This window comes from Butyrivibrio sp. AE2015 (genome assembly GCF_000420825.1).
In the GTDB taxonomy this organism is placed as follows: Bacteria; Bacillota; Clostridia; order Lachnospirales; family Lachnospiraceae; genus Butyrivibrio.
Genome location: NZ_ATVR01000023.1, coordinates 15,275 through 27,543 on the forward strand (window position 1 = coordinate 15,275; position 12,269 = coordinate 27,543).

Here is a 12,269-nt window from a genome sequence, read left to right on the forward strand (position 1 = left end):
GGAGGGGTTATGAGCGAAGAAGAAAAGATCCTAAGCATGATGAGTGAAATAGACGACCTTGATAAAAAAATAGAGGAAGTCAGCAAAAAGAAAGATGTGTTGCAGCAGAAGCTGAGTAAGGCAAAGGAAGCCTATGACAAGAAAAACAGCCAGCTGAGAGACCTTCAGATCAAGAAGGACGCTGCTACAGCAGGCATTTTGCTAAAAGCAGCAAAAGAAAGGGATATGTCACTGGATGATGTGCTGGGACTTATCAAGAAGGAGGAAGCAGTGAAATGAAAAAAGTAGTATCAAAAGCTGTTCTGTTAGCGGTAACAGTCGCATTAAGTGGTGTGATTTCGTTTGGAAGTCATATCACGGCATTTGCAAATGTTCCACCGGAGGCAGATACAGAAGGAAGTTCAACCCTTCCGGAATCGCCTACGGACGATGCGGATAACAATGGAACAGCTAAAGGAACCGGAACAGGAGATCCGCTTACTCCTGATGGAAATGGAACAGAAGTAGACAGTGTAGACGACAATGGCAAGTATTTCTATACCTTTGTTACCGATGCCGGCAATTACTTCTACGTGGTTGTGGATGAGACCAGAGAGGATAAAAACGTATATGTTCTGTCTACGGTAGATGAAGAAGAACTGTTATCCCTTTGTGAGAAAGAAGACGAAGCTGATGTTCAGGGGGCAACAAGAGAAACATCTGAAACTGAAGCAAACTCTTCTACAGACTTGTTTGGAACACCAGGAGGTACAACTCCAGGAAATGGGTCAGATACCGATGGTGACGGTGTAACAGATGAGTGGGACACAGATGGAGACGGGATAGTAGATGCCTGGGATACAAACGGCGATGGAAAGCCGGATTCTTTTGACACCAACGGTGATGGAGAACCAGATAAAACGCTACTTGGACCAGGAGTTGTTGGCTATGACACTAATGGTGATGGAATCGTTGATGCATGGGATACAGATGGAGACGGAATCATAGATGCATATGACAGCGATGGCGACGGAATACCAGATTTATTTGGTTCAGAAGCCAGTCAGACAGCTTCTACTCCGGCACAGGTAAAAGGCGTGCAAAGGGAAGAGGAAGGAGGCATTTTCACTGATGTTGTCAAAGGAATAAAGAATAATCTTTTTGTGATTATCGTTTTTTTAGCAGTACTCGGCGCTGGTTTTTATTTCAAATTCTATAAACCAAGATACGGTTCCATAGGAAGTGGAGGAACAATGGATTTTGAAGATGATCCGGATTATCAGGACGAGGATGATGATTCTGAAGACTGGGGCAGTGATTCTGAGGATGAAGATTATACGGATGAGGAATCAGAGAATGTTGAAGCAGATAGTGACAGTGATGGTGATGAATCTGAAGAAAAATCTGTAAATGAAGAATCCGAGGATAGTGCCTCAAATGAAGGAACAGAAGATTCAGAAGGCAATACGGCAGAAGAGGGTAGTGGTGATTCTGATGAAGCGAGAAGCATTGATAAGAAAAAAGAGGAAGCTGAGAGAATTGCTGCAGAACTTAAAAAGGAGCTAAAAGGACAGAAAGAAGCCTCTGAGGCAGAACTTATCCGAAAGGATGAAAAGATAAAGACACTGGAGAGGAAAGTAGCTGATTATGAGGACAAAGTTACAAGGACAAGCGGAATACTGACGGGCTCTGCTGTTCCTGATGAAGAAGAGGATGAGGAAGATCCTGATAGCGAGCCAATATATGAGGAGAGGGCTTCTCCAGAAATCTGATATATGACGTTAAAACATATAATACGCAGCACATGCTAAGCGAATCATTCAAGGAGGATGAATATGAACACATTAGCAGTAATTGCAGTAATAGCCATTGTATGTGTGGTTAAATGGAAGTTCTTTAGAGGTGGAAAGGATCCATTTAACAAGGGATAAAACATGGTACCAACTTCTACTCATTATGAGTAGAAGTTAAACAACAACAATAATCAAGAAAAACAGGAGGATTTTAACAATGAGTGGAGTGTTCACAGAAGGAATCAAACAGCTTACAACAATCGTTGAGGTAATTGGTGGAGGAGTAGCAGCATGGGGATGCATGAACCTGCTTGAAGGCTACGGCGGAGATAACCCGGGAAGTAAGAGCCAGGGAATTAAGCAGGTAATCGCGGGAGGTGGAATCTACCTCATAGGTGCAAAGGTTATTTCGGCAATTAAGTTTGCTTAAGAATTGGCGGTTTCATAATACGTCCATGAGAGTTCATCTCTCATGGATGTAATTGGAGGAAGATATGGGAAATATTGGAGTACAGGAAGCAATGCAGGGAGACCTAGCAAAACTTGCAGAAACAGCGGTAGAAGCACCTTTCAAAATTGCCCAGATTCTTATTAGTATCAACAAGGATCTTGCAGAGGGTGATAGAAACCGCACAATCTCAAAGATGCAGAAATTTAAGCTTAATCAGCTTAAAGAAGATATGGAAGGTGGAAATGTATCACTAAAGAGCTTGAACCGCTCTAAGGATGATATTTCAAAGCTTTCAGATATGGATAAGACCTGCTACAAGATTCTAAAAAAGAATCTGGAAGAGACCGGTATTAAATATCATGTTGACTCATTTAAGGATGCAAATGGAAAGACAACATTTTCAGTAATGTTTGAAGACAAGAATGCTCCTAAAGTTCAGCAGGCGGTTGAAAAAAGCCTTAAGCAGATGCAAAATCCCAAATTCATGAAAAAGATGCAGGAAAAGCCCTCTGTTCTCGATCAGCTCAAAAAAGCGAAAGAAAAGGCTGCTGAGATCAACAGGAATAATCCTGAAAAGCATAAGCATCAGGAGCAGACAAGATAGGAGGTGCATATGCTGGAAGAGCTAAATACTACCAGAAACAAGATATATCTGGGAGTTCTCATGGTCATATGGTATCTGGCGGATAAGGGCTCATGGCTCTATCACCAGATGAATCCTAATGTAGACAGCCTTACAAGATTTCTTGGCGTTTTCAGCTATTATTCCAGGGCTTTTAAGAATCCGTTTCCGTCATTTTCTTTGGATGATATAAAAACAGGGTTTATAGCTGCATTTATTGCAGTACTTATCTATCTTGCCAAAAACTCAGACAAAAAAATGTACAGAAAAGGTGAAGAATATGGCTCTGCGAGATGGGGCACAAAGAAGGATATACAGCCATATTATGATCATGAAAATGAAGATAACAATATCCTGCTTACTCAAACTGAAAAGCTTCGCTTAAATGGACGATTTCCACTGCCCAAATATGAGCGAAATAAAAATGTCCTAATAGTAGGAGGCTCCGGCTCTGGCAAGACAAGGTTTTATATAAAACCACAGCTTATGCAGATGCATTCAAGCTATGTCGTTACCGATCCCAAGGGTACCGTTATTCTTGAGTGCGGTAAAATGCTGCAGCGAGGCCCAGTCAAGGTTGCACCAGTTGAGACAGGTCAGTATGTGACAAAAAGAAACGGAAAGCCAAAGCTTGATAAGTTTGGAAACAAGATTCCAATCTACAAGAAAGATGCAAAAGGGAAAGTAGTTCTTGCTCCAGTCATGAAAGATGGTAAGTATGTCCATGAACCATATGATATTAAGGTCTTCAACACCATCAATTTTGATAAATCGATGCATTATAATCCCTTCGCCTATCTTAAAAAAGAAAAGGACATCATGACCCTTGTTACCACTCTTGTAGAAAATACCAAGGGCAAAGGAGATAAGTCAGGTGAAGATTTCTGGATTAAAGCGGAAAAACTGCTTTACATGGCCTATATTGGCTATCTTTTCTACGAGGCACCACCTGAGGAACAGAACTTTGAAACTCTTCTTGAACTTATAAATGCCTCAGAGTGCAGAGAAGATGATGAGAACTATAAAAATGCGGTCGATCTGCTCTTTGAGGACCTTGAAAAGCAGAATCCAAAGCACTTTGCGGTTAGACAGTATAAGAAATACAAACTTGCCGCTGGGAAGACAGCTAAATCAATACTTATTTCATGCGGAGCCCGCCTGGGAGCATTTGATATTGAGGAGATCAGAGAAATCACAAGATATGATGAACTGGCGCTTGATACACTTGGGGATCACAGGACAGCACTATTTGTAATCATTTCAGATTTGGATGATACTTTCAATTTCCTTGTGAGCATCATGTATACACAGTTATTCAATACGTTATGCCAGAAGGCGGATGATGTTTACGGCGGAAGACTTCCCGTGCACGTAAGGTGTCTCTGTGATGAGTTTGCTAATATCGGCCTTATCCCTAAGTTTGAGAAGCTTATCGCAACTATAAGATCTAGAGAGATATCTGCAAGTATCGTCTTACAGGCAAAATCCCAGTTAAAGAGCTTATATAAAGATGACGCCGGGACCATTATAGGTAACTGTGATTCCAGAATTTTCCTTGGAGGTTCAGAAGAAGAGACGCTTAAGAGCCTGTCAGAAGAACTAGGAAAACAAACGATTGATATGAGAACTACTTCTCTTACAAAAGGCTCACAGCAGTCATCAGGTGTAAATAACCAGAAGCTTGGCCGTGAATTAAAGACCAAGGACGAGTTGTCAGTACTTGATGGTGGACAGTGCATCCTGCAGGTAAGGGGCGTAAGACCGTTCCTTTCGGAAAAGTATGACATTACAAAGCATAAGAGATACAAGCTATTAAAGGATGCGGATCCAAGAAACAACTTTGATATAAAGAAGTTCCTTATCAAAAAGCGAAAAGAGCACAACCTTGATGTAGAAAAGATTCTTAAGAAAAATCCGGATTTAAAAGTAAAAACATATGCAACATATGACGTTTCACCAACAGGAAAGCCTAAAAAGCGCCTTATAAAGAAGGCGGCATAGGAATAAAAACATACCAGGAGGAAGAAAGATGAACGAAAAAAAAGTACTTAGGTTCAACGTGGTAACAGACATGGAGAAAGAGCGCATAAACAAGCGTATAACAGCATATGCGCAGGCAGTCTGTGACAAGGTAAAGCAGGAACAGGGAAAGAAAAACTAACACTAACGAAGGAGGAGTAAGCACCCATGAATGAAGAATTTGAGAAGTTTTGTAATGAGGTAAAGGACCATATTTTTGAAAACAGTGCAGATCGAGACAATCTGGAAATTGAGCTCCGTCATGTGCAGAAAGTCAATCAGCAGGATCTTGTAAACCTTACGGTAAAGCCAAAGGACAGTAATATTGCTCCATCAATCCAGCTTAATGCAGCATTTGAGGCATTTAAAGATGGAAAATCAATGGATGATATCATCAGCTCCCTTGAAAATACAATTTCATCACATGCTGTCATAGAGAATCTCGATGTGTCCTATATATCTGAGTTTGACAGCTGTAAGAGTCAGGTATTCCCAAAGCTTATCAACAAGGATATGAACGAGGAACTCCTTCAGAATGTTCCTCACTATGACTATGGTGATCTTGCAGTACTGTTCTATGTGAAAGTTGAGAATCCCCAGATTGGTGAAGGTTCAGTAACGGTAAATAATCAGATTTTTGAGCAGTGGGGAGTAGAAGACAAGGCTATCATGGATGCAGCCATGGATAACCTTAAGGCAAATACTCAGTGCAAGGATCTCTTCGGATTTATCCAGGAGCTCCACCCTGGATTATCTGACGAAATTGGTGCAGATGTTCCACCGGATAAGTCTCCTATTATCGTATCTACAGATTCCCAGACTTTTGGAGCAGCTGCAATCCTTAATGAGGACATTATGAAGGCGCTTTGTGAGAGAGTAGGAGGCGATATCGTAATCCTACCTAGCAGCATCCATGAGTGCCTCGTACTTGGGGATGATAATACCCCTGATCAGGAAATTGCTCTTAATGACATGGTTAAGTCAGTAAATGATACTACTGTTGCCCAGGAAGATCTTCTTTCTGATCATATCTATCACTTTAATGGTGAGGAACTCATGATGAGAGAACTTCCAAAGTATGCAGATATCGAAGATGTCAGAAACACGGTATTTACTAACATGGATCTTGTAAGTGCCCAGACAGGAGAGATATATCGTCAGGGAAAAGAGCAGGCTCCAAAGGAGCAGGATAAAAGCAAAGAAATTGTAAATATCGATGACAAAAAGACAGCGCCTAAGCGTGATGATCTTGCAATCTGATGAAATAAAAACATATCAGGTATATGAAATGGAGAGCAAGGCAGGATAAAACTGCCTTGCAGCTCCACTTATAATCCGCATTTTATGAGGGTAATCTATGGAAAATACAATTACAAAAGATAATGAAGACCTGTTTTTACAGATAACGCCCAAAAGGAAGCTGGATTCAGTATATCTAAGTGATTCGGTATACAGACCATGCTTTGAGCTTTTGGATGAAATAGAACACAGAGATTTGCTCAGAAAGAATGGGATAGAGCCCAGGAATAAGCTACTTATGCTGGGAACACCCGGTAATGGAAAGACAACACTTGCGGAAGCTCTTGCAGGAGAGCTTGATTATCCGCTTTATATAGTCAGATATGACAACATTATGAGTGATGATATTGGAAAATCAGCAGATAAGCTTGGAAAAGTATTTGAATCTGTCAAAGATTTAAGGTGTGCGCTCTTTTTTGATGAGTTTGACACTATTGGAAAATCCAGAAATGATCAGCATGATAATTCCGAGTTTAAGCGCCTTGTATCATCGCTTTTGGTTCAGATAGACCATCTGCCAACAGATGTGCTTGTAATGGCAGCTACAAACTTAGAATCGGCCCTCGATAATGCTGCATGGAGAAGATTTCAGATAAAAGTGGTACTAGAAAGACCGCAAAGAGAAGATCTTACAAGGTGGTTTACCGATTATGAAAAACGGCATGGTTTTTCTTTTGGGGTAGATCCTGAGGAACTTGGAGAGTCTGTGTATGGAAAATCATATTCGGACGCAGAGGAACTTGCAAGATCCATATATCGGCAGATGATAATACATCCGGAAGAGGAAGCTGAAGAGATAACCAGGAGACAGATGAGATTTCATAAACACCAAAAGAGCATCTTTTAAGGGGGATAAAATGCAGATAGTAAAGATTCTTTCTGAAACAAAGTTCTATGGTTCCAACCTTGGAATAAGCATATTTACTTATGTTTTTATTCTGGCAGGCGGTATTTTGTGTTGTGCAGTTATTCATCAGAGAAGGCCGCTGGCAGTACTCAGCTACAACATAACTATAATGAATCTTATTTTCTTTATGCTCTTTTATGACCTTGATATGTACAGAAAGCTTCCACTTATGGATGGAGTAATTGCAAAAGATGTGTTTGGAAGCGGAGTTATCACAGGGCTTATCAATGCTATTTGTTTTGCAACAATTATCTTTTTATTAAAGGTCATAAAAAGGCTTCGCGGCGACTACAGATATTTACTTTGATGGAGGAAATTAGTCATGAGCAGTTTGATAATTGCGGAAAAGCCGAGTCTTGGCCGCACAATAGCGGCGGCACTTGGCGTTAATGATAAAAAAGATGGATACATGGAAGGAAATGGATATATTGTTTCATGGTGTTTTGGGCATCTGTGGACATTAAAGGACTTGGAGATGTATCTTGATCCATCATTTAAGCATGGAGATAAGGCAAAATGGACATTGGATAACCTCCCATTTTACCCTGACAATTGGAATTTTCAGTATTTTATTGCTGATCCCGGGAACAGGAAACAGGACAAGATATTATATCAGCTGATGACGAGGACTGATGTTGATACTATCTATTCAGCAGGAGATGCGGACAGGGAAGGGGAGGTAATAATACGAAATGAACTTGTTCAGCATAGGATAACTGGAAAAAGGATCCTGAGATTATGGCTACCAGCCCTTACACCAGAGGCTATAAGGGCTGCAGTGAAAGAAGCCAAAGATGACAGAGAATATGACGGCTATGACAAGGCCGGAAGGACTAGAGCTTATGTTGACTGGCTCTTTGGAATAAACCTTTCAAGATATGCCACTCTAAAAACGGGAGTTAAGCTCAATATTGGAAGATGCATGTGTCCAATCATCGAAAAAATAGTAAACCGTGATGATGAGATAGCAAATTTTGTTCCTCAGAAATATATAGCCGTAGAGTCAGGAAGTGAGGAATCTCAATTTATTCTTAAAACCAAATATAGATTCGAGCTAAAAGATATTGATATGGCTAGAGATATCAGTGATAAATATAATGTCGCCGGAGCTGTAGTAACTGACATAACTACCAAGATATCCAAGGTAAAGGCTCCAAGGCTGTTTTCTCAGAGCGACCTGCAATCATATGTCTGCAAGAAAAACAAGAAAATGTCTCCACAGAACGTACTTGATATAGTCCAGTCATTATATGAAAAAGGGTATGTGACATATCCGAGGACATCTTCCAATTTTCTCGCAGAATCAGAGAGTGAAAAAGCGGGTGTTATTATTAAGACGCTGACAGAACAAGGAAATACTGGGTTGGTCAACAAGCCTGGGGACAAGAATATATATGACGATTCCAAAGTTGAATCTCACAGCGCACTTACTCCAACGGAAAAAATACCAACTGATCTTTCATCCTCAGAGTCAGAAGTATATGAAGCTATAAAGAACAGATTCTGCGCTGTATTCTGTGAAGAAGAGTATCTGATAAATAAGACCACAATTGAAATAACCTGTGCAGATGAAGTGTTCAATGTACAGGGGAACATTATGGTACAGCCGGGATGGACTGTGTTTGAGGCACCAACCAAAAAAGAAAAGATTCTTCCATCAGTAAACAAGGGAGACAAAATCGCTGTAAACTTTGCACCTGTAGAGAAAGAAACTACTCCTCCAAAAAGGTATACGGTAGAATCCCTGAATGCCTGGATGAAGGCTCCGATGCGTTCAGAAGAGAACCTTAACAAGAAAATATATTCTGATGATGAATGGAAGGATATCTTAGCAGATGCCACCATATGCACAGAGGCTACAAGGGCGGCAACACTTGATAAATGCATAAAAGAGAAATATATAACGCTAAAAGATGGCACATACAGTTCGCTTGAAAAGGGGCATCTGCTTGTAGATGTTATGAGGCAGCTTCATATCGATCTGTCACCTGCAAAAACAGTGGAACTTCAAAGGCAAATGCATGAAGTTCAGCTGAGCAAGCTTTTACCGGCAAATATACTTGAAGAGACAAAAGAAATCATAAACGGGGTCTTTAACTATAATCCTGACGTAGATAGCCGGTATTCAGTATCAGCAAAAGAAAGCCCAAGTATTGGAACTTGTCCCAGGTGTGGAGCTCCTGTCTATGAAGGAAAGAATAATTATTATTGTAGCAAAGGGAAAGAATGCGGCTTTGCACTGTGGAAGACAAGTAAACTGTTAGAATCAATGAAAGTTAGCATCACTCCTACAAGAGCTCAGAAAATCCTCGCAGATAGAAGAGTATTTGTGAAGGGCTTATATAGTAAGAAAAAAGATGCAAAATTCGATGCATTTATAACTTATGAGGATACAGGAAAATTTATTAATTATAAATTAGATTTTTCCAAGTAGCCCTCAATCCTTACAGCAATCCAGAATAAGAATACGATGAATAACAACCGCAATTTAAAGCTATAGGTGACTAAAAAAGGAAGGTGAGATTATGAGCAAAGATGAATCAGGAATTGTCCGCAGTCAGTACAGTAATTTTCTAGGTACAGATACCATTATTCATGAGAATACAGAAAAATCTGCTAAAAAGCATGACATGCAGGTAGAGACCGTCAGGAAGAAGCTGCAGGTAGATGCAGAAGTCTTAAAAAGCAGGGATTACACCTATCATGCAGAGCAGGATGCTGAGGCAGGCTACGATATGATTGATGGGATAATAAACACTCCTTCAAATATAGATATGGTAGATGGCTTGGTGGATTCAGATGAAGAAATAAGGGCTCTAGAGTCAAGTAAGGAGTCTCATTCTCCAAATCATCCGATGAATTCATCAAATAAGAGGCCATCAGTTCTGGAAGCTCTTGAGAAAAAAAAGGAAATAGTAAAACAGATGGAACAGGAGAGGCAGCTTAGAGATCTTGAAAGAGATACCTCAAAAGATCCCGGATATGTGAGGTAAAGCGTTATGGAAAAATATACATGTGGAAGCTTCGGAATACGTTTTGAGGGAATTGGTGGGAGCTGGAGAGTAGTAGAGAAGCATGAAAAGGGATTCCTTTTATGGGAATCTGAGACATATGGTAGCAGAGCAAAGAAAATTTTAACTGATAGAGACGGAAATATCCTTATTAATGGAGTGAACAGTTTTAATGATTTTGCAGTGAGGGCTAAGATATCTGAATATGAGAGGATTCGTGACAGTATAGCCTGTGACCAGATCATAAAAGAGCTGGCTCTTAAGAATGTGAAAAAGGCAAATGGCAATGCCAATACCGACAGTACTTCAAAAGCAATGGAGTCAACTAATGATTCAAGCATAGAAGCAAAGAAACAGCCTGTTACTTCAAACGAGCAACCAGCTAAACAGCAGCGCCCGGCACCAAGAAAAGCTGCAGGGAAGAATGTCCACGCAAGAGAGTCTGTGCTCAACAAACTCCATGAATATCAGTCATATGTAGAAGCAACAAGCAAAAAAGCACAGTAGTAGGTTACTTCTTAGAAAGCTCATTGTCATCAGAATCTTTCTTCTTTAGAATCTCGGCCTCAATGAGTTTATTAACATATGCGTTTATGGACTCTACACCATGTTCGTGGAGTAGTTCAATAGTGCCTTTGGGAAAGCGTATGGAGATGGTATCAAACTTATCCTCATACTTCTTCATAGCTTTTTTCTGCGCATCAGATGTTTCTTTTTTTGCCATGCATTATCCCTCATTAATTTGATTTGTAGGATCTATTTACATAATAATACAATTTCAATATCTATGGTTCATATAAACATACACAATATATGAACCATAGATTTGTGCATTTTCGACATAGTGACAGAATATAGCCGATGATATAATGAAGCCGTAATAATAATCTATGGTTCATATATCTACTTATAAGTTGGGACGGTGAATAATATGTATGAAATGTGTGCAGAAACAGGCGGATTATTAGTAAATATCATTATTTTGATTCTTTTCTATAAGTTTTTATGGCCGTTGATGTCCAGGTGCATCTCTGTGATAGACAGTGCTCTTATAACTCTGCTTCTGGGATTCGCTATTAAAGACAAGTTATTTCACGGTAAACTTCATCCGGTATTTATAATACTCATATTTGTAGGATTATTTGTAGGGTGTATGTGGCTATTCCACACAAAGATTGGATTTATTCTTTCAGCCCTATTCATGTCATACATCTGGACTGACCTTATTGTGGGAGAAATCAGCAGACACTGGGAATCCTATGATCTGATATGGGGTATATTTATTGGAGTATGCAGCTTTCTTATCATGCTGTATTTCCATTGGAAAGACTATTCCAGTCTTGCAGATGCTTAATGCATTTGATATTAATATTGATATTTTGATGCCTGGTCGAAAATGACTGGGCATTTTTTATGCGCTGAGGCCATATATGTCAATCAGTTTAAAGAACAGAGAGCCTCTTCTTATCTCTTCTTCCCTGGAGATAACCTTACGTCCTCTCATTTGATATTCATCATGACTGACTATATAAAGGACTACATCATATAGTGATCCGATTCCTGTCTGATAATGGTAATCATCCTCTACGTGGTGTTTGTGGTAGAGATCATACCCCACACCATCATAGTTAGCCTTCCAGCAATGCCCGGTATTCTTTGACTGCAGGATCCAATTTCCGCGCTTATCTTCATTTATAACGTTGAAATAGTCCATCGACAACAAATCTTTTCTTGTAAACATTTAAAAACTCCTTAAAAACTAAAACAAACAACTGGGAACAAGTAATTTGCGATTGCAATTACTTACCGTCATGAACATGACAGCAAATGAAACTATATCAGAGAAATCAGTTTCTGTAAATAGCAATTTATAAAAAAGCATTATAAGCATTATAAAACAATATAAAAAAGGCCTTTTGGAAACCAATATGGTATTCATCAAAATAATTCTTATTCATAGCACCAAATCCTTTTTTTATTGGATTATACCATGTTGACATATTTAGCAATATGCCTTGAATCATGATTATTATCAGAAATCCTTTTAGAAGTGAGTATTTAAGTGTTATAACTGGTCCCAATTATAAAAAAAGTATAAACAAATAATATGAACCCCTTTTTTGTTTTTTTCATATGTGAATTTAAACCATATGCACTCCATATGGCGAGTTTTAATAGTTCATATGGA

The 12,269-nt window shown here is 39.5% G+C and carries 15 protein-coding genes; 13 read left to right on the top strand and 2 right to left on the bottom strand.

Annotated features, from left to right (window positions below; all coding sequences use genetic code 11):
* The first annotated feature begins 9 nt into the window (after positions 1–9).
* From G585_RS0111285 to G585_RS0111345, 12 genes are all read left to right on the top strand, one after another.
* Positions 10–279: a hypothetical protein gene (locus tag G585_RS0111285; RefSeq protein WP_022775086.1), complete on the top strand. Its 270-nt coding sequence runs from the start codon at positions 10–12 to the stop codon at positions 277–279.
* On the top strand, positions 276–1,751 hold the full coding sequence (locus G585_RS19010; RefSeq protein WP_051142991.1) for a CD1107 family mobile element protein: 1,476 nt from the start codon (positions 276–278) through the stop codon (positions 1,749–1,751). Before G585_RS0111285 ends, G585_RS19010 begins: the two co-directional genes overlap by 4 nt.
* Before the next feature lie 238 nt (positions 1,752–1,989).
* The gene (locus tag G585_RS0111300; protein ID WP_022775089.1) at positions 1,990–2,202 is read left to right on the top strand and encodes a Maff2 family mobile element protein; all 213 of its coding nucleotides are present in this window, start codon (positions 1,990–1,992) and stop codon (positions 2,200–2,202) included.
* Between the two features lie 64 nt (positions 2,203–2,266).
* Positions 2,267–2,827, top strand: coding sequence for a DUF3801 domain-containing protein (locus tag G585_RS0111305; protein WP_022775090.1), 561 nt, complete (start codon positions 2,267–2,269; stop codon positions 2,825–2,827).
* A 9-nt stretch (positions 2,828–2,836) separates the two neighbouring features.
* Positions 2,837–4,846 carry a VirD4-like conjugal transfer protein, CD1115 family gene (locus G585_RS17960; protein WP_022775092.1) on the top strand — a complete coding sequence of 670 codons (2,010 nt, stop codon included), beginning with the start codon at positions 2,837–2,839 and terminating at the stop codon, positions 4,844–4,846.
* A gap of 28 nt (positions 4,847–4,874) precedes the next feature.
* The gene (locus G585_RS19990; protein WP_022775093.1) at positions 4,875–5,006 is read left to right on the top strand and encodes a hypothetical protein; all 132 of its coding nucleotides are present in this window, start codon (positions 4,875–4,877) and stop codon (positions 5,004–5,006) included.
* Between the two features lie 26 nt (positions 5,007–5,032).
* Positions 5,033–6,124 carry a DUF5688 family protein gene (locus tag G585_RS0111320; protein ID WP_022775094.1) on the top strand — a complete coding sequence of 364 codons (1,092 nt, stop codon included), beginning with the start codon at positions 5,033–5,035 and terminating at the stop codon, positions 6,122–6,124.
* A 97-nt stretch (positions 6,125–6,221) separates the two neighbouring features.
* Complete coding sequence (locus tag G585_RS17965; RefSeq protein WP_022775096.1) at positions 6,222–7,010, top strand: AAA family ATPase; 789 nt, start codon at positions 6,222–6,224, stop codon at positions 7,008–7,010.
* 10 nt (positions 7,011–7,020) lie between these two features.
* Positions 7,021–7,377, top strand: coding sequence for a hypothetical protein (locus G585_RS0111330; protein WP_022775097.1), 357 nt, complete (start codon positions 7,021–7,023; stop codon positions 7,375–7,377).
* Between the two features lie 15 nt (positions 7,378–7,392).
* Entirely contained in the window at positions 7,393–9,504 is a 2,112-nt protein-coding gene (locus G585_RS0111335) for a DNA topoisomerase (RefSeq protein ID WP_022775098.1), read from the top strand.
* A gap of 91 nt (positions 9,505–9,595) precedes the next feature.
* Positions 9,596–10,063, top strand: a complete 468-nt coding sequence (locus tag G585_RS0111340; RefSeq protein ID WP_022775100.1) for a hypothetical protein — start codon at positions 9,596–9,598, stop codon at positions 10,061–10,063.
* A 6-nt stretch (positions 10,064–10,069) separates the two neighbouring features.
* Positions 10,070–10,588, top strand: a complete 519-nt coding sequence (locus G585_RS0111345) for a hypothetical protein (protein ID WP_022775101.1) — start codon at positions 10,070–10,072, stop codon at positions 10,586–10,588.
* A 4-nt stretch (positions 10,589–10,592) separates the two neighbouring features.
* Here the strand turns inward: G585_RS0111345 and G585_RS0111350 are convergent, their stop codons facing one another.
* Positions 10,593–10,805, bottom strand: a complete 213-nt coding sequence (locus tag G585_RS0111350; protein WP_022775102.1) for a hypothetical protein — start codon at positions 10,803–10,805, stop codon at positions 10,593–10,595.
* Between the two features lie 207 nt (positions 10,806–11,012).
* Between G585_RS0111350 and G585_RS0111355 the strand changes: the two genes are divergently transcribed.
* On the top strand, positions 11,013–11,435 hold the full coding sequence (locus G585_RS0111355; RefSeq protein ID WP_022775104.1) for a hypothetical protein: 423 nt from the start codon (positions 11,013–11,015) through the stop codon (positions 11,433–11,435).
* Between the two features lie 57 nt (positions 11,436–11,492).
* Here the strand turns inward: G585_RS0111355 and G585_RS0111360 are convergent, their stop codons facing one another.
* Complete coding sequence (locus G585_RS0111360; protein WP_022775105.1) at positions 11,493–11,822, bottom strand: hypothetical protein; 330 nt, start codon at positions 11,820–11,822, stop codon at positions 11,493–11,495.
* Positions 11,823–12,269 lie beyond the last annotated feature (447 nt).

What these genes read in the sequence shown, in the direction of transcription:
- G585_RS19010 (WP_051142991.1), top strand. Translation starts at nt 276, where the DNA reads ATGAAAAAAGTAGTATCAAAAGCTGTTCTGTTAGCGGTAACAGTCGCA.
- G585_RS0111360 (WP_022775105.1), bottom strand. Translation starts at nt 11,822, where the DNA reads ATGTTTACAAGAAAAGATTTGTTGTCGATGGACTATTTCAACGTTATA.
- G585_RS0111320 (WP_022775094.1), top strand. Translation starts at nt 5,033, where the DNA reads ATGAATGAAGAATTTGAGAAGTTTTGTAATGAGGTAAAGGACCATATT.
- G585_RS0111355 (WP_022775104.1), top strand. Translation starts at nt 11,013, where the DNA reads ATGTATGAAATGTGTGCAGAAACAGGCGGATTATTAGTAAATATCATT.
- G585_RS17960 (WP_022775092.1), top strand. Translation starts at nt 2,837, where the DNA reads ATGCTGGAAGAGCTAAATACTACCAGAAACAAGATATATCTGGGAGTT.
- G585_RS0111335 (WP_022775098.1), top strand. Translation starts at nt 7,393, where the DNA reads ATGAGCAGTTTGATAATTGCGGAAAAGCCGAGTCTTGGCCGCACAATA.
- G585_RS0111300 (WP_022775089.1), top strand. Translation starts at nt 1,990, where the DNA reads ATGAGTGGAGTGTTCACAGAAGGAATCAAACAGCTTACAACAATCGTT.
- G585_RS0111350 (WP_022775102.1), bottom strand. Translation starts at nt 10,805, where the DNA reads ATGGCAAAAAAAGAAACATCTGATGCGCAGAAAAAAGCTATGAAGAAG.
- G585_RS19990 (WP_022775093.1), top strand. Translation starts at nt 4,875, where the DNA reads ATGAACGAAAAAAAAGTACTTAGGTTCAACGTGGTAACAGACATGGAG.
- G585_RS0111340 (WP_022775100.1), top strand. Translation starts at nt 9,596, where the DNA reads ATGAGCAAAGATGAATCAGGAATTGTCCGCAGTCAGTACAGTAATTTT.
- G585_RS0111345 (WP_022775101.1), top strand. Translation starts at nt 10,070, where the DNA reads ATGGAAAAATATACATGTGGAAGCTTCGGAATACGTTTTGAGGGAATT.
- G585_RS0111330 (WP_022775097.1), top strand. Translation starts at nt 7,021, where the DNA reads ATGCAGATAGTAAAGATTCTTTCTGAAACAAAGTTCTATGGTTCCAAC.
- G585_RS0111285 (WP_022775086.1), top strand. Translation starts at nt 10, where the DNA reads ATGAGCGAAGAAGAAAAGATCCTAAGCATGATGAGTGAAATAGACGAC.
- G585_RS17965 (WP_022775096.1), top strand. Translation starts at nt 6,222, where the DNA reads ATGGAAAATACAATTACAAAAGATAATGAAGACCTGTTTTTACAGATA.
- G585_RS0111305 (WP_022775090.1), top strand. Translation starts at nt 2,267, where the DNA reads ATGGGAAATATTGGAGTACAGGAAGCAATGCAGGGAGACCTAGCAAAA.